Raw genomic sequence first — 16246 nt, forward strand, 5'->3', positions numbered from 1 at the left:
ACCCGCGGAGCCTAGGCTGCGGGCCATGAGCGGGGGCCGGGTGCGGGGCGGGTTCGACGCGGTGGTGCTGGCCGGCGGTGAGGGACGCCGGCTCGGCGGCGTGAGCAAGCCCGAGCTGGGCGTGGCGGGGCGCACCCTGCTCGACCGCGCGCTCGACGCCACCGTCGGGGCGCGCCGGGTCGTCGTCGTCGGACCGCCGCACCTGGCCCGGCCGGGAGTCACCACGGTGCTCGAGGAGCCACCGCTCGGCGGCCCGGTCGCCGGCCTGCACGCCGGCCTGGCCGCACTGCGGGGTGCGCGGACGGCGTCGGACGCCGACCCGGACCGGCACGTCCTCGTGCTCGCGTGCGACGTGCCGCAGGCTGCCGCCGCGGTGCCGGCGCTGTGGGCCGCGCTCGACGCCCACCCCGACGCCGACGGCGCCCACCTCGTCCGCGACGGCCGCGCGCAGCCGGTGGCGCTGCACCGCGACGCCGCGCTACGCCGCGCCGTGGCCGCGCTGGACGCGGCCGAGGGCGTCCGGGGGATGCCGCTGCGGCGGCTGCTCCGACGGCTGCGGATGGTCGACGTGGCCGACCCGGCCGGGCACAGCGCCGACGCCGACACGTGGCACGATGTCGCGACGCTCGAGACCGTGCTGGCGAGGAGGGACCCCATGACCGCGCAGACCCCCGACGACCTGGACCGATGGGTCACGCGCGTGGCCGGCGCCCTGGGCGTCGACGCCGAGGTGCTCGACCGCGACCTCGTGCTGGACCTGACGCGCGACGTGGCCCACACCGTGGCTCGGCCGGCGGTGCCGCTGACGACGTTCCTCATGGGGTGCGCCGTCGGCGCCGGCACCGGCGACCGCGCCGCCCTGGGGGTGACGGCCGAGACGGTCGCGCGACTGGTCGAGGAGTGGCGCGAGGGCAGCGAGGCGTGAGCGTCACGGTCCGCTACTTCGCCGCGGCCGCGGAGGCCGCCGGCGTCGCCTCGGAGACGCTGGACGACGCCGCGGCGCGCACGGCGGGCGAGCTCCGCGCGACGATGGTCGCCGCGCACGGGCCCGAGCTCGGGCGCGTGCTCGGGCGCTGCTCGCTGCTGGCCGCCGGCAGTCGGCTGGTGGACGACGCGAGCCCGGTGCCGCCCGGCGTGACGGTGGACGTCCTGCCCCCCTTCGCGGGGGGCTGACCCGGTCCGGCGGCTCGGCACCCGCGGCACGCCGGTGCCGCTGGACGCGCTCCATGCGCCGATAGGGCGGCGTGGGCGGTGATGACTGCACGGGGGCCTCCGACTGCCGATAGGGCGCCAGTGCGCGCCACCGGGGTGCGCCGACGTCACCGTGGGGGAGCCCCGATGTCTCTGCCCACCCGCCTGACCGCCCGCGTGTCGCGGCTGCCGGCGGTCCTGCGCGCACGGCTGCCCACGCGTCCGGCCGGAGCGGTCGAGGGCACCCGGTGGCTGTTCCTCGTCTTCGGCCTGGTCTCCCTCGCGATGACCCTGCCGCCGACCGTCGTCACCGCCACGCCGGTCGGCGCGGTGGTCGCGACGGCGTCCTGCCTGGTCCTGGCGGCCTCCTGGTGGCACGGCTACCGCAGGGCCCGGGCGACCGTGACCGGCGACCTGGTCGACACCGTCGCGTTCGCCGCCTTCGTGACGGTGGCGCCCGTCCCCGGGCAGGCGCTCGGCTTCGTGTTCGCGGCGCTGTGGTTCCGTTCGCTGTACGGCTCGGCGAGGCGCGCGTACGCCCGCGTCCTGCTGCACATCGTCGGGCTGTCCGTCGGCCTCGGCGCCGCGGCGGCCGTCGCAGGCGGCTCGCCCGGTGCCGACGCCCCCGCCGTCCTGGGCTCCTACCCCCTCATGCTGCTCACCGTCGCCGTGCTGCGCGAGCTCGCGGTCAGCATCCGTGACCGCGAGCTCGCCGCCCGCCGCGACGCCGCGCTGGTCGCGCTGAGCACCGACCTGCTGGCCGAGAGCGACCAGGAGGCGATCTACCGGCGCGCCTGGATCGCCGCGGCCGAGATCTGCGACGCCACCCCGGGGCTGCGCATCCTCGCGGTGACGCAGGACGGTGCGGCGCTTCGTGTCCGCGGGTCGACCGGTGAGCTGCCCCACCTGCCCGCCCGGGTGCCTCTCGACGTCGTCGGGCCGGACGCGGCCGGACGCGCCGTCCGGCTGGACGAGTACGCCGGTGCCTCGTGCCACTGGGCCGTGCTGCCGCTGCCGGAGCTCGGCGGGACCGGCTGGATGCTGGTCGGCTCGCACGGCTCGCACGGCTCGCACGGCTCGGTCGGCGACCACGGTGTCCTGGCCGCCCGGGCGCTGGTCAACCAGGTGGCGCTCGCGGTGCGCAACGGTGCTGCGCGGGAGGCGCTGGTCGTCCAGGCGAGCACCGACGCCCTGACCGGGCTGGCCAACAGGTCCGCGTTCGAGCGCACGCTCGCGGACGTGGTCACGTCCGGCGCCGGTGCCTCGCTGCTGTTCCTGGACCTGGACGACTTCAAGCACGTCAACGACGGCCAGGGCCATGCGGCCGGCGACCTGCTGCTGCAGGTGGTGGCGAGCCGGCTGGTGGAGGCGACCCGCCCTGGCGACGTCCGTGCCCGGCTCGGCGGCGACGAGTTCGCCATCGTCCTGCCGGGGACCGACCCCGACGAGGCGCGCCGGATGGCCGAGCGGTTGCTGGCCGTGCTGTGCCGCCCCGTGGTGCTGCACGGACGCCCGACGTTCGTCGCCGCGAGCGTCGGCGTGGCGCACACCCGCGACGCCGGCTCCCCGGAGGAGCTGCTCCAGCACGCCGACATCGCGATGTACGCGGCCAAGGCGCACGGCAAGCGCGCGGTCCACGTGTACCGGCCCGCCGCGACCGTCACCGACGGCGCCGCCGTCTTCGCCCGGCAGCTCGCGGCCGCCGCCGGCCGGGGCGAGCTCGAGCTCCACTACCAGCCGGTCCTCGACCTGAGCGACGGCGGATGCCGTGCGGTCGAGGCGCTGGTGCGGTGGCGGCATCCCGCCCGCGGCCTGCTCGGACCGGCGGAGTTCATCAGCCAGGCGGAGCGCACCGGAGCCATCCACGGGATCGGTGCCTGGGTGGTGCGCCAGGCGTGCGCCGACGCCGCCGCGTGGCGCGCCGAGGGACTCACGCTCGCCGTCCACGTCAACGTGTCGCCGGTCCAGCTGGCCGACGACGCCCTCCTCGGCACGGTCCGCGGCGCCCTCGGGTCGTCCGGGCTCGCGCCCGACGACCTCGTCCTGGAGATCACCGAGAGCACGATCCTGGAGGCGCCGGACGCGCTCGCGCGGCTGCACCACCTCGCCTCGCTCGGCGTGCGCGTCGCGGTCGACGACTTCGGCACCGGCTACGCAGCGCTCACCACGCTGCGCACCCTGCCGGCCAGCATCGTCAAGATCGACCGGTCGTTCGTCGCGGGTGCCGGACGGTGCGAGGCGGACCTCGCCGCCATCGAGGCGATCGTCCGGATGAGCCGCCGGCTCGGCCTCGAGGTGGTCGGTGAGGGGGTCGAGACCCCGGAGCAGCACCGTGTGCTGGTCGACGCCGGCGCCCATGCCGCCCAGGGGTTCCTGTACCTGAGGCCGGTGCCCGCGGCCGAGCTCGTCGCCTGGTGGCGGACGCACCACGCGCGGGCCCCGCTGTGGACCGCAGGCGGCCACGACCACGTGCTGACGCGCCCGGCCTGAGCTGGGCGACCGGGCAGGCCGGGCCGCCGCGCGACCGGCCCCGGCCGCGCAGGACCGGCCGCGTGGTCGACGCTGCGTCCACGGACGCGCACCTACAGTGGCGGCATGGACGAGGGCTCGGAGCGGCGGGTCAGCCTGCGCCGCACCGGGGCCGTCGTCGGGGCGATGGCGACCGCGGCGGTCGGGGGCCACGTCGTCGGCGGTGGGGCGGTCCCGACCCCGGGCGCCATCGGGCTGCTGCTGGTGGCCCTCGCTGCGGTGGCCGTCGTGCTGGCCCGCGGACGGCTGTCGACCGGCGCCGTGCTCGCCGTCCTGGGCGCGAGCCAGTACGCGGCGCACGCCCTGCTCGCGGTGACCGCCGGCTGGAGCCTCGCCCCGGCCTCCCCACCCCTCGCCGCGTGCGCACCCGCGGGGGCGCACACGGTGATGCCGGTGTGCGGTTCCCCCGTGCCGGTGCCGGTGCCGGTGCCCGTCCCCGTGCACGTCCACCACGGCGGGGCCGACGGGGGCGCGGAGCTGCGCATGGCGCTGGCGCACCTGGTGGCGACCGCCGTGACCGCGGTCGTGATGGCGCAGGGTGACCGTGCCGTCCGAGCGGCCGCGGCCGCGGCTCTCACCGTGTGGTGGCCGCTGCGGTCCGGGGTGGTGCTGGCCCTGCCCCCGCTGCGTGGTCGTCCGGCGTGGTCGGTCGCGCCCGCTCCGGCGGTCCCGCCGGCGGTCCGGGTCCAGGCGCGCGGCAGACCCCGGCGTGGACCGCCGACCCTGTGCGGCGCCGTCCTCCGCCCGCTCGGCTGAGCCTGTCCGGCTCGGCGGCGCCACGGAGCGGCCGCGGTGATCGCCCCGGCGGATCGCCCCCTCCCGCCCCCCTCCCGCGCGCCCTCCGGCGCGCGCGGTGGCGTCCGCCCGCACCCCCTGAGTCGAAGGACGTCCTGCCATGCCTGCACTGCCCCGCACCACCTGCCACACCACCCTCCACGTCACGTCCCGGACGGCGCGCGTCGGGCTGGTCGCCGCCACGGCGACCGGTCTGCTGCTGGCCACGGCGCCGGGCGCGCACGCGCACGTGCGCGTCGTCCCGGACAGCACCTCGGCCGGTGGCTTCACCGTGCTCACGTTCCGGGTGCCCACCGAGTCCGAGACGGCCGGCACCACCGCCCTGCGGGTCGAGCTGCCCACCGACACCCCGCTGACCTCGGTCCGCACCACGCCCATGCCCGGCTGGACCGCCGTCGTGGAGCGCGGCGCACTCCCGGAGCCGGTCACCCGGGACGGGCCACGCTGACCGAGGCGCCGCTCGCCGTGGTCTGGACGGCCGAGCCCGGCACGCAGGTCGGCCCCGGCCAGTACCAGGACTTCTCGCTGTCCGTCGGGCCGCTGCCCGACGCCGGGACCGAGGTGCTGCTGCCCGCCGTCCAGACCCTCTCCGACGGCGAGACCGTGGCGTGGGACGACGAGCCGCTGCCCGACGGCGTCGAGCCCGAGCACCCGGCCCCCGTCCTGGTGACCACGGCGGCGGCCGACGACGGGCCCGGCCACTCCGCCCAGCCGGCCTCGGGGGCGTCCGACGGCGCGTCCTCGGCCACGGCGCCCGGCGCGTCGTCGGGGACGGACGCCCCGGCGCGTGACGACGCCGCCCGGTGGCTCGGCGGAGCCGGGTTCGCCCTCGGGCTGGCCGCGCTGCTCGTCGCGGTGGTGCGGCGCCGTCGTCCGGCGGGCCCGGCCGACCGCACCGCCTGAGGTCACCCGCCGCGACCGTGCCGGTGAGGTGCCGGCGAGTGCCGGTGGCACCTCACGGGCACGGCCGCGGTGCGGCGTGTCCGGCGTCCGACGGCGGGCACGCTCGCCGATGCTGGCCCCGATGACCACGCACAGCCACGACCACCGTCCCGCCGTCCGCCCGGTGCGCCGGCGCGCCCGGGCCATCTTCGCCGCCGTGCTGATCCCGGCCCTGCTCGCCACCGTCGTGGCCGGTGCGGTGCTGTGGCCCCGGGCGCAGGAGCGGCCGGTGCTGGAGACCACCGCGCCGGGCATGACCTTCCACCGGGTGACGGTCGAGGCGGTGGACGCCGCGGCCCCCGACGCCGCCGACCAGGTCCGCGGGACGCTCGGGGACGGCACCGAGGTGTGGGTGCTCGTGCCGCCGGAGTACCTGTCGCAGGTCGCCCCGGGCGACCGGATCACGGTGGCGTACGTGGCCGAGGCGGCCGCGGAGGGGACGCCGTACGTGTTCGTCGACCACGTCCGGGGCCCGCCGCTCGCGGTGCTCGCGGTGCTGTTCGCCGTGGGGGTGGTGCTCGTGGCGCGCTGGCGCGGGCTGGCCGCGCTCGTCGGCCTCGGCGTCTCGCTGGCCGTGCTCGGCACCTTCACCCTGCCCGCGCTGCTCGAGGGCCGTCCCGCGCTGCCGGTCGCGCTCGTGACGTCGTCGGCGATCATGTTCGTGGTGCTGTACCTCGCCCACGGGTTCTCGACCCGCACGTCGACGGCGCTCGTCGGCACCCTCGTCGGCCTGGTGGTGACGGCGGGGCTCGCCGCCTGGGCCGGCGACGCCGCGCACCTGACCGGCCTGTCCGGGGAGTACGCGCTGGACCTGCAGTCGTCCGCGCCGCTGACCGATTTGCGGGCTGTCCTGCTGTGCGGCATGGTGCTGGCCGGGCTCGGGGTGCTCAACGACGTGACGATCACCCAGGCGTCGGCCGTCTGGGAGCTGCACGCGGGCTCCCCGCGGGCCTCCTGGTCGGAGCTGTTCGGGCGGGGCATGCGCATCGGCCGCGACCACATCGCGTCGACGGTCTACACCATCGTCTTCGCCTACCTCGGCGCGAGCCTGCCGCTGGTGCTGCTGGTCAGCATCTCCGACCGGCCGATCCTGCAGTCGCTGACCAGCGGGGAGATCGCCGAGGAGGTCGCGCGCACCCTGGTCGGGTCGATCGGGCTCGTGCTGGCGATCCCGGTCACCACGGCGATCGCCGCCACCGCGGTGCGGTCGGCCGCCCACGGCGTGCTCGACCCAGCGCCGGGGGGCGACCCGGACGGCGCGCCGCGGGATGGCGCGCAGCACGCCGCCGTCGCTCGTCGGACGTAGCACCGGGCTGCCCGCTGGGCGGTGAGCGGCCCGGGTGCTACCAGGGCATCGCCGGGTACACGTACCCCGGACCCCAGTACGGCGCGACGCCGTAGTACCCGTACAGCCCGCCGAAGAAGTCCTCGGGCGAGGCCCGGGCGACGTCGGGGTCGTACGGGGGACTGGCAGCGATCAGGCTCCGTGTGGTGTCCACGTGCACCCGCTCGTCGATCGCCTTGACCGCGTCGACCGGGATGAGCCGCTTCTCCTCACCGATCCCGAGGAAGCCGCCGGATCCCACCTCCAGGAACCGCACGCGGTGCTCGCCCTCGTCGACGAGCAGCTCGTCGACCGTGCCGATGTCCTCGCCGTCGCGGTCGACCACGGCCAGCCCGCGGACGTCCTGCTCGCGTGGCACGGTCAGGCCCGCGTCGCCGAGCCGGACCAGCGCGCTGCTGCCGTGGCTGTCGTCCTGGTTCGTCATCGTGAGGTCTCCCGTCCTGGCGTCCCCGCCCGGCGCGGCCGGGGCCGGCCGCGCACTGCTGTGGCCCGCCGCCGGTCAGTCGATCGCGCCGACCTCGACGGCCTCGACCATGATCTCGACCCTGGCCCCGTCGGAGAAGGTCAGCGTCACGGGCACCAGCTCGGCGCCACGGATCTGCGTCGTGATGTCCTCGAGCACGAAGTGCGGGTCGTCCGGTCCCATCTCGACCAGCGTGCCGATGGGCAGCTCGACGGGCGGCTGGGCGCCCTCCAGGGTGACGCCCGAGGCGATCTCGCTGGAGACCTCCACGAGCGTCGCGTCCTGCGACGACTCGTTCTGCAGCCACAGGTACAGCGGGACGTCGTCGCCCGGCACGTACCCGGTCCCCGGGGTGTCGGGGTCCTCCAGGTGCGCGTACCGCACCGAGATGTCGTTCACCGTGACGTTCGCGCCCGGCGGGTTGTTCTCCACGAACTCCTGGCCTCGCCCGCATGCACCGAGGGTCAGGGCGGTGGCCAGCACGCCGACGACGCCGACGGCGCGTCGCGCGCGCGGGCGTCGCGCGCGCGGGCGCCGCGCCGTCGCGCGGTGTCGCAGGGAGCCGGCCGGTCGGGGTGCCGTCATGGTGGTCCGCCTTCGTCTGTGGTGGGCATCGTCCGTGGTGGGCATCGTCCGTGGCGGGGGTCGCGGGCGGTCCGATCCACGCGCCGCGTGCCCGGCGCCGCCGTCGGTCCGACCGCCGCCACGTCCTGTTCTGTCCAGGCAACTTTGCCAAGTCTTCACCTTCGCGCCGGGATCGCAACCGCACAGCATCACGGCGCCGCGCCGGTCCTGCGTCCGCGGTCCTGCGTCCGCGGCCGTGCCGGGTTGCGCGGGACGGCGAGGAAGAGTTGCCTCGGTCGACGACAACGCCTGCACCGAGAGCACGGGAGCCGAGATGTCGAGGACGGACCGCATCGCCGAACCCTGGGGGACCCGAACGCCGTACGGCCCGGGGGAGACGTGGCCGGCACGCGTGGACACCTACCTGGAGGACGGTGTCACCGCCGACGACGTCGACCGCTGGGTGCAGTCCGCGACCATCCTGCACTCCAACGGCGACGGTCTGGACATCGCGGTCAAGGACGGGCGCATGGTGGGGGTCCGGGGACGGGTCGAGGACCGGGTGAACCACGGTCGGCTGGGCCCCAAGGACCTGTACGGCTGGCAGGCGAACGCCTCGCCGGACCGGCTGACGCGGCCGCTCGTGCGCAAGGACGGCGAGCTCGTCGAGGCGTCGTGGGACGAGGCGATGGGCCTGATGGTCGCCAACGCCCAGCGGCTCCTCGCCGAGCAGGGACCCAGCGCCATCGGCTTCTACACCACGGGCCAGCTGTTCCTCGAGGAGTACTACACGATGGGGCTGATCGCCCACGGCGGCATCGGCACCAACCACGTCGACGGCAACACCCGGCTGTGCACCGCCACGGCTGCGGCGGCGCTCAAGGAGTCCTTCGGCTGCGACGGGCAGCCGGGCTCCTACACCGACGTCGACCACGCCGACGTGATCGCGCTCTGGGGTCACAACATGGCGGAGACCCAGACGGTCCTGTGGACCCGGGTGCTGGACCGGCTGGCCGGACCGAACCCGCCGCAGGTGCTGTGCGTCGACCCCCGTGAGACGCCGGTCGCGCGGGCCGCGACGGTCCACCTCGCGCCCCGCCCGGGGACGAACGTGGCGCTGATGAACGGCCTGCTCCACCTCGTGATCGCCAACGGCTGGTACGACGAGGCCTACGTCGAGGCGCACGCGGTCGGCTTCGACGAGCTGCGGGAGCGGCTCCAGGACTACCCGCCGGAGCGCGTGTCGACCATCTGCGACGTGCCGGTGGAGCAGCTGCACGAGGCGGCGCGGCTGATCGGCACGGCCGAGCGACTGCTCTCCTCCGTGCTGCAGGGCTTCTACCAGGCCAACCAGGCGACGGCCGCCGCGGTGCAGGTCAACAACCTGCACATCATCCGCGGGATGCTCGGCAAGCCCGGCTGCGGCCTGCTGCAGATGAACGGGCAGCCGTCGGCGCAGAACACCCGCGAGTGCGGCGCCGACGGGGACCTCGCGGCGTTCCGCAACTGGTCGAACGACGCCCACATCCAGGACCTGGCGCGGGTGTGGAACCTGGACCCGATGCAGATCCCGCACTACTCGCCCCCCACGCACGCCATGCAGATGATGCGGTACGTCGAGGACGGCTCGATCCGGATGATGTGGGTCCAGGCGACCAACCCGGCGGTGTCCCTGCCGGAGCTGCGGCGGATCCGCTCGATCCTGTCCCAGGAGCGGCTGTTCCTCGTCGTGCAGGACATCTTCCTGTCCGAGACCGCCCAGCTGGCCGACGTCGTGCTGCCGGCGGCCACCTGGGGCGAGAAGACCGGGACCTTCACCAACGTGGACCGCACCGTGCACCTGTCCGAGAAGGCGGTCGATCCCCCCGGCGAGGCCCGCCCGGACCTGGACATCTTCATCGACTTCGCGCACCGGATGGGGCTGTCGGACAAGGACGGCGACCCGCTGGTCAAGTGGCACGACCCGGAGTCGGCGTTCGAGGCGTGGAAGGAGTGCACCCGCGGGCGCCCGTGCGACTACACCGGGCTCAGCTACGACAAGCTGCGCGGCGGCAGCGGGATCCAGTGGCCCTGCAACGAGGAGAACCCCGACGGCACCGAGCGGATCTACGCCGACGGCAAGTTCTGGGCGCAGCCGGAGTACTGCGAGAGCTACGGACGGGACCTCGTGACCGGCGCGCCTCTGAGCCCGGTGGAGTACAAGGCGCTCAACCCGACCGGCAAGGCCGTGATCAAGGCGTGCGAGTACATCCCCCCGCACGAGATCCCCAGCGAGGACTTCCCGCTGCAGCTCATGACCGGGCGCACGCTCTACCACTTCCACACCCGCACCAAGACCGGTCGCGCCCCGCAGCTGCAGGCGGCGGCGCCCGACGTCTGGGTGGAGATGTCGTCCCACGACGCCGACCTGTTCGGTCTCGCCGAGGGCGACCTCGCGCAGATCGCGACCGCACGGGGGTCGGTCGAGGCGAAGGTCCGGGTGTGCGGCATCCGGCCCGGGGTGGTGTTCCTGCCGTTCCACTACGGGTACTGGGACACCGAGGGCGGGCACGAGCCGGACGACCACGGCCGGGCGGCGAACGAGCTGACCGTCACCGAGTGGGATGCCTGCTCCAAGCAGCCGATCTTCAAGACGGCGGCCGCGTCGGTCCGCAAGGTCCGCGACGCGGACGGACCGGCACCGGCACCGACGACGACGGGCTCCGCACCCGTGACCGGCGGCGTCCCGCCGACCCGTGGGGGGCCGGACGCACTGTCCGACGAAGACCTGACGATCGTCCCGGAGGGGTTGCGATGAAGCTCGGACTGGCCCTGCGTGAGCTGCACCGGTCGGAGAACGACCTGGCTCACGAGCTGCTCACCGTGGCGGACCGGCACAAGGTCGACCACGAGATCTTCTACATCGGCCGCGACATCGCCGCGTGGTCCCAGCACCACGTGACCGAGATCGCGACGATCGCCCGCGACTACGGCGAGGACCTGGACCCGGAGCCGCAGGGCGAGCCGGCGCTCATGGAGAAGGTCTGGGAGCGGACCAGCGACGTCCTGGGCCGTGACAGCGCGCCCGAGCTGCTGCTGCTGCGGGACCTGCGCACGGTGTACATGAAGGCGTCGGGCGTGTCGGTCGACTGGGAGCTGCTCGCCCAGGGCGCGCAAGGAGCCAAGCAGGGTGAGCTGCTGGAGGTCACCAAGCGGTGCCACCCGCAGACGCTCCGCCAGGTCCGCTGGGCCAACGGCAAGCTCAAGGAGACCGCGACCCAGATCCTGGTCAGTTGAGCGCCGCACCGCGCGGCTCCGCAGGAGGTTCCGGCGCCGACGACCACATGGCGGTGGCGCGGATCATGGTCCGCCCCATCGGCACCCCGCTGCCGCTGGGCTTCCTCGGCCTGCTGGTCGCCACCACCGGCTTCAGCGCGCTCCAGCTGGGCTGGCTGGCTCCCGAGCAGGGACGGGTCGTCGCGCTCGGCGTGCTCGCGTTCACCGTCCCCGTCCAGCTCATCGCGTCGACGTACGGGTTCCTCGCCCGCGACCCTGTCGCCGGCACCGGCATGGGCGTGCTCGCGGGCACGTGGGCGGCGGCGGGCCTGGCCACGTCCACCTCACCGCCCGGTTCGTCGTCGGCCGGGCTGGGGGTGCTGTTCGTGGCCGCCGCGCTGGCCATGCTCGTCCCGACGGCGGCCGCGGGGGAGAAGCTCGCCGCGGCGGGCGTGATGGGCCTCAGCGCCTGCCGCTTCGCGCTCACCGGGATCGCCGAGATCACCGGTGACCCGACCTGGTACACGGTCGCCGGGGTGACCGGGCTCGTGCTGGCCGCAGCCGCCCTGTACGCGGCGCTCGGGTTCGAGCTCGAGGACGCCCAGCACCGCACCGTGCTGCCGGTCCTGCGGCGAGGAGCCGGCAGCGACGTGATGACCGGCACCGTCAGCGACGAGCTGCGCGCGGTGACGCACGAGCCCGGCGTGCGCAAGCAGCTGTAGGTCCACCGCCGCGCCCGTCCACGCCGGGCGCCAGACCGACAGGAGGAGGAGTACGTCGATGGAGCACCTGCACGCCCTGTACGCACTGATCGGCGTCGTGACGGTCGTGCTCGCGCTCACCAGCCGCAAGCTGCGCGAGCTGCCGTTGAGCGAACCGCTGATCGGCATGCTGCTCGGCGTCCTGGTGGGCCCCGTCGCGCTGCGACTGGTCGAGCTGGACGACGCGACCCGCGACGGGCTGCTGCTCGAGGGGTCCCGGTTGCTGCTGGCGTGGTCGGTGATGGCGGCCGCGCTGCGCTACCCGCTGACGGACCTGCGCCGCGTCGTCGGCCCGGTCGTGCTGCTGCTCGCCGTGGTGATGCCGCTGATGGCGGTCCTGTCGGGCGCGGCAGCCCTGCTGCTGGGCGTGCCGGTCACCCTGGCCGCCGTCCTCGGCGCCTGCCTGTGCCCCACCGATCCGGTGCTCGCGGCGTCCGTGGTGACCGGCGACCCCGCCGAGCGCGACCTGCCCGCCCGGCTGCGACGGATGCTCACGGGCGAGAGCGGCGCGAACGACGGGCTCGCCCTCCCGCTCGTCGGCGTCGCGCTGGCCGTCGCGCTCCCCTCGGCCGGTCCGCTGGAGGTGGCCGGCAGGCTCCTGTGGGAGGTGGCCGCGGCGACGGCGATCGGCGTGGTGCTCGGAGTGCTGACCGGGATCGGGCTGCGCTGGACCACGAAGCAGGACGACCTGGCATCGGGGCCACGGCTCGTGCTCACGCTGCTGCTCGCGATCGCCGCGCTCGGCCTGGCGCGGGTGGCGCAGGCCGACGGGGTCCTTGCGGCGTTCGTGGCGGGACTCGCCTACAACCGCGGCGTCGGCACCGGTGACCGGGGCGCCCAGGACCAGGTGGACGAGGCGGTCAACCGGTACGCCGTGATCCCGCTGTTCGTGCTGCTGGGCGCGGTCCTGCCCTGGCGGGAGTGGGCCGCGCTCGGGTGGCCCGCGGTCGTGTTCGTCCTCGGCGTGCTGCTGGTGCGGCGGCTGCCGGTCGTGCTGGCGCTGCGACGACCGCTGGGCCTGGACCGTCGCGACGCGGCGTTCGTCGGCTGGTTCGGCCCGGTGGGTGTCAGCGCGATCTTCTACGTCGCCTACAGCATGCACGAGGGCGTGCACGACCCGCGGCTGTTCGCCGGCGGGACGCTCGCCGTCGCGGCGAGCGTGGTGGCGTTCGGGGTGAGCGCGACCCCGGGGCGGTTGGCCTACGTGCGTGCGGGCCGGGCGGGTGTGGGAAACGGCAGCAGCGACAGCCCGAGCAGCGACAGCCCCGGCAGCGACAGCGCGAGCCCCGACCGGAGCGGGCGGTGACCGACGCCGACGTCGTGGTGGTCGGGGCCGGGCTGGCCGGACTGGTCGCGACGGTCGAGCTGGCCCGCGCCGGACGCACCGTGGTGCTCGTGGACCAGGAGCCGGCGCAGGCGCTGGGTGGGCAGGCGTACTGGTCGTTCGGCGGGTTGTTCCTCGTCGACTCGCCCGAGCAGCGGCGCCTGCGCGTGCGCGACTCGTTCGACCTGGCCTGGCAGGACTGGCAGGGGGCGGCCGGGTTCGACCGCGACGTCGCGGACCCGGCCGGCGCCGACCACTGGGGGCAGCGGTGGGCGCGGGCGTACGTCGAGTTCGCGGCCGGCGAGAAGCGCGCGTGGCTGCGGGGGCTCGGGGTGCGGTTCTTCCCGGTCGTCGGGTGGGCCGAGCGTGGCGGTGGCCTCGCCCACGGTCACGGCAACTCGGTGCCCCGGTTCCACCTGACGTGGGGCACCGGACCGGGCCTGCTCGAGCCGTTCGTGCGCCGGGTGCGCGACGCGGTCGCGTCGGGCCGGGTGCGGGTCGCGTTCCGCCACCGGGTGGACGCGCTGACGTCCACCGACGGTCGGGTCGACGGCGTGCGCGGCGTCGTCCTGGAGCCGAGCGCGGTCCCGCGCGGGACCGCGAGCTCACGGGAGGCCGTGCGGGAGTTCACCCTGCGGGCCGGCGCGGTCGTGGTGGCCGCCGGCGGCATCGGCGCCGATCACGACCTGGTCCGCGCGGCCTGGCCGGCCCGGCTCGGCCCGCCGCCGCAGCGGCTGCTCACGGGTGTCCCGGCCCACGTCGACGGCCGGATGCTCGCGATCACCGAGCGCGCGGGCGGGCGGGTGGTCAACAGCGACCGGATGTGGCACTACACCGAGGGCGTGGCGAACTGGGCGCCGGTGTGGGACCGGCACGGCATCCGGATCCTGCCCGGCCCGTCGTCGCTGTGGCTGGACGCGCGGGGGCGTCGTCTGCCCGCGCCGCACTTCCCGGGGGCGGACACGCTGGGCGCGCTGGAGGCGATCACCGCGACGGGGCACGACTGGTCGTGGTTCGTGATGACGTCCGCGATCGCGGAGAAGGAGATCGCGCTGTCCGGCTCGGAGCAGAACCCGGATCTCACCGGTCGCAGCGTGCGTCAGGTGCTCGACCGGGTGCGGCCCGGACCGACGCCGCCGGTCCAGGCCTTCTTCGACCGCGGGGAGGACTTCGTGGTGGCGGGCACGCTCCGCGAGCTCGTCGTCGGGATGAACGCGCTGACCGGGGACCGGCTGGTCGACGCCGCCGAGCTCGAGCGGGTGGTGGTCGCCCGCGACCGCGAGATCGCGCACCCGTTCAGCAAGGACGCCCAGGTGATGACGATCCACAACGCTCGTCGCTACCTCGGGGACCGTCTCATCCGGACGGCCGCGCCGCACCGGCTGCTCGACCCCGCGGCCGGACCGCTGATCGCCGTCCGGCTGCGCATCCTCACCCGCAAGACGCTGGGGGGCCTGCAGACCGACCTGTCCGGCCGCGTGCTGGGCACCGACGGCGTCCCGGTGCCGGGGCTGTACGCGGCCGGGGAGGTCGCCGGGTTCGGCGGTGGCGGCATGCACGGGTACCGATCGCTGGAGGGCACCTTCCTCGGCGGCTGCCTGTTCAGCGGCCGGGTCGCGGGCCGGGCGGCTGCGGTTGCGGGCTGACCGGCTGGTGGCCCGACCAGCCGCTCGTCAACGCGCGGCCCACCGGCCGAGCAGGACGGCCAGCCAGTCACCCACCGCCCGGGAGACCGCCGGCAGGTCGCCGCGCAGCGCGTGGTCCCCGGCCACGGTGACCACGGTGCGGCGCGGTCCGGGCGGCGGCATCCCGAACGGGTCCCGCGCCCCCTGCACGACGAGCACCGGCACGTCCACCGCATCGAGCTCGGGCAGGCGGCTCGGCCGCTCGGTGCCGCCGGGACGGGTCGGGGGCCGGACCGGGAACGCCAGGCACACCACCCCGACCGCCGCGGTCGCCGCCGCCGTCCGGCAGGCGACGCGGGCCCCGGACGAGCGGCCGCCCACGACCAGCGGCAGGTCCACGGCAGCCGGGTCACGACGCAGGTGCGCCACCACGTCCGTCCAGGCGGCGTCCAGCGTCGGCGCCCGCGGCGGCGCGCGGCGCCCGGCGACCCGGTACGGCTGCTCGACCAGGGCGAGGGTGACGCCGTCGTCGACGGCCCGGGCGGTCACCGCCACCAGATCGGGCGCCTCGACACCGCCGCCTGCGCCGTGCCCGAGCGCGAGCACCGCGCGCGGCTGCGCCGCCTCGTGCAGGTGGACGACGGCGTCGCCGTGCCGCGTGGGCACCCGCACGACCCGGGCCACCGACGTCCCCATGCCCGCCACCGTACCGACACGCCGCGGACGCCCGGGGCGGACCGGCGCCGACCGACGCCCACACCGACGCCACGCGCGCGGTGCGGGGCACGGCCGGGGCGGGGCACCATGACGTGCGCACCGGCGGGCGGGGCGCGACGAGGGTCGGAGGCATGGTGATCGCACAGCTCGGTGCGTCGTGGGACGAGGTGGCGCGGGTGGTGCTGACCACCGTGGGCATCTACCTGGCGCTGGTGGTGCTCATCCGGGTCGTCGGGCAGCGGAGCCTGGCGGCCATGTCCGGGTTCGATGTGGGCTGCGTGGTGGCCCTGGGGGCGATCCTCGGCCGCACCGTCCTGCTCGAGTCGCCGACGCTGCTGATCGGCGTGGTCGCCCTCGTGACGTTCTTCGTCATGCAGGGCAGCCTGGGCGTCCTGCGGCAGAACCGGCGGTTCGACCGCTGGGTCAACCGGTCCCCGGTCCTGCTGGTCGACCAGGGCCGGATCGACACGTCGGCGCTGCGCCGCGCGCACGTCTCCGAGGACGAGCTGCGCCAGCGCCTGCGGCTGGCCGGCGTCCGGCGGCTGGACGACGTCGGCATGGTCGTGCTCGAGCGCAACGGCGCGGTCAGCGTCCTGCGGCGCGGCGAGGTGGACGCGTGGCTGGTCGCCGACGTCGCCGCCGCCCGCGCCGGCAGCCGGTGACGCTCGCCCCCCTCCGACCGCACGCGCGGCCGCGCCCGGGGGAGCTGCGGTCGTCCGCCTCATCGCGGGCGGT

The 16246-nt window shown here is 75.6% G+C and carries 14 protein-coding genes and 1 pseudogene; 12 read left to right on the forward strand and 3 right to left on the reverse strand.

Annotated elements, in window-relative coordinates:
• Positions 1 to 25 precede the first annotated feature (25 nt).
• From Q0840_RS12485 to Q0840_RS12510, 6 genes and pseudogenes are all read left to right on the forward strand, one after another.
• Positions 26 to 925, forward strand: coding sequence for an NTP transferase domain-containing protein (locus Q0840_RS12485; RefSeq protein ID WP_298459872.1), 900 nt, complete (start codon positions 26 to 28; stop codon positions 923 to 925).
• Positions 922 to 1173: a MoaD/ThiS family protein gene (locus tag Q0840_RS12490; protein ID WP_298459874.1), complete on the forward strand. Its 252-nt coding sequence runs from the start codon at positions 922 to 924 to the stop codon at positions 1171 to 1173. The genes Q0840_RS12485 and Q0840_RS12490 overlap by 4 nt, the downstream gene beginning before the upstream one ends.
• Before the next feature lie 165 nt (positions 1174 to 1338).
• Positions 1339 to 3681 (forward strand): bifunctional diguanylate cyclase/phosphodiesterase, encoded by a 2343-nt coding sequence (locus Q0840_RS12495; RefSeq protein WP_298459875.1) that lies wholly within the window; start codon positions 1339 to 1341, stop codon positions 3679 to 3681.
• 105 nt (positions 3682 to 3786) lie between these two features.
• Positions 3787 to 4476 (forward strand): hypothetical protein, encoded by a 690-nt coding sequence (locus Q0840_RS12500; protein ID WP_298459876.1) that lies wholly within the window; start codon positions 3787 to 3789, stop codon positions 4474 to 4476.
• A 139-nt stretch (positions 4477 to 4615) separates the two neighbouring features.
• Positions 4616 to 5418: pseudogene (locus Q0840_RS12505) on the forward strand (YcnI family protein).
• 121 nt (positions 5419 to 5539) lie between these two features.
• Complete coding sequence (locus Q0840_RS12510; protein WP_298459877.1) at positions 5540 to 6763, forward strand: YibE/F family protein; 1224 nt, start codon at positions 5540 to 5542, stop codon at positions 6761 to 6763.
• Between the two features lie 37 nt (positions 6764 to 6800).
• Here the strand turns inward: Q0840_RS12510 and Q0840_RS12515 are convergent, their stop codons facing one another.
• Both Q0840_RS12515 and Q0840_RS12520 read right to left on the reverse strand, forming a co-directional pair.
• Positions 6801 to 7226: a PRC-barrel domain-containing protein gene (locus Q0840_RS12515; protein WP_298459878.1), complete on the reverse strand. Its 426-nt coding sequence runs from the start codon at positions 7224 to 7226 to the stop codon at positions 6801 to 6803.
• A 75-nt stretch (positions 7227 to 7301) separates the two neighbouring features.
• Positions 7302 to 7850, reverse strand: a complete 549-nt coding sequence (locus Q0840_RS12520; RefSeq protein WP_298459879.1) for a copper chaperone PCu(A)C — start codon at positions 7848 to 7850, stop codon at positions 7302 to 7304.
• Between the two features lie 313 nt (positions 7851 to 8163).
• Between Q0840_RS12520 and Q0840_RS12525 the strand changes: the two genes are divergently transcribed.
• Genes Q0840_RS12525 through Q0840_RS12545 form a run of 5 tightly spaced genes read left to right on the forward strand, consistent with a single transcriptional unit; the run spans position 8164 to position 14815 of the window.
• Positions 8164 to 10626 (forward strand): molybdopterin oxidoreductase family protein, encoded by a 2463-nt coding sequence (locus Q0840_RS12525; RefSeq protein ID WP_298459880.1) that lies wholly within the window; start codon positions 8164 to 8166, stop codon positions 10624 to 10626.
• Positions 10623 to 11105 (forward strand): hypothetical protein, encoded by a 483-nt coding sequence (locus tag Q0840_RS12530; protein ID WP_298459881.1) that lies wholly within the window; start codon positions 10623 to 10625, stop codon positions 11103 to 11105. The genes Q0840_RS12525 and Q0840_RS12530 overlap by 4 nt, the downstream gene beginning before the upstream one ends.
• Positions 11102 to 11806, forward strand: coding sequence for a hypothetical protein (locus Q0840_RS12535; protein WP_298459882.1), 705 nt, complete (start codon positions 11102 to 11104; stop codon positions 11804 to 11806). Before Q0840_RS12530 ends, Q0840_RS12535 begins: the two co-directional genes overlap by 4 nt.
• A gap of 58 nt (positions 11807 to 11864) precedes the next feature.
• Positions 11865 to 13151, forward strand: a complete 1287-nt coding sequence (locus Q0840_RS12540; RefSeq protein ID WP_298459883.1) for a cation:proton antiporter — start codon at positions 11865 to 11867, stop codon at positions 13149 to 13151.
• Positions 13148 to 14815: an FAD-binding dehydrogenase gene (locus Q0840_RS12545; RefSeq protein ID WP_298459884.1), complete on the forward strand. Its 1668-nt coding sequence runs from the start codon at positions 13148 to 13150 to the stop codon at positions 14813 to 14815. Before Q0840_RS12540 ends, Q0840_RS12545 begins: the two co-directional genes overlap by 4 nt.
• 27 nt (positions 14816 to 14842) lie before the next feature.
• On the opposite strand, the gene Q0840_RS12550 is transcribed toward Q0840_RS12545, so the two are convergent.
• Positions 14843 to 15490 (reverse strand): alpha/beta family hydrolase, encoded by a 648-nt coding sequence (locus Q0840_RS12550; RefSeq protein WP_298459885.1) that lies wholly within the window; start codon positions 15488 to 15490, stop codon positions 14843 to 14845.
• Positions 15491 to 15642: 152 nt separating this feature from the next.
• On the opposite strand from Q0840_RS12550, the gene Q0840_RS12555 reads away from it, so the two are divergent.
• Positions 15643 to 16173, forward strand: coding sequence for a DUF421 domain-containing protein (locus tag Q0840_RS12555; RefSeq protein ID WP_298459886.1), 531 nt, complete (start codon positions 15643 to 15645; stop codon positions 16171 to 16173).
• The last annotated feature ends 73 nt before the right edge of the window (positions 16174 to 16246 follow it).

Source organism: uncultured Cellulomonas sp. (assembly GCF_947494015.1).
Lineage (GTDB): Bacteria > Actinomycetota > Actinomycetes > Actinomycetales > Cellulomonadaceae > Pengzhenrongella.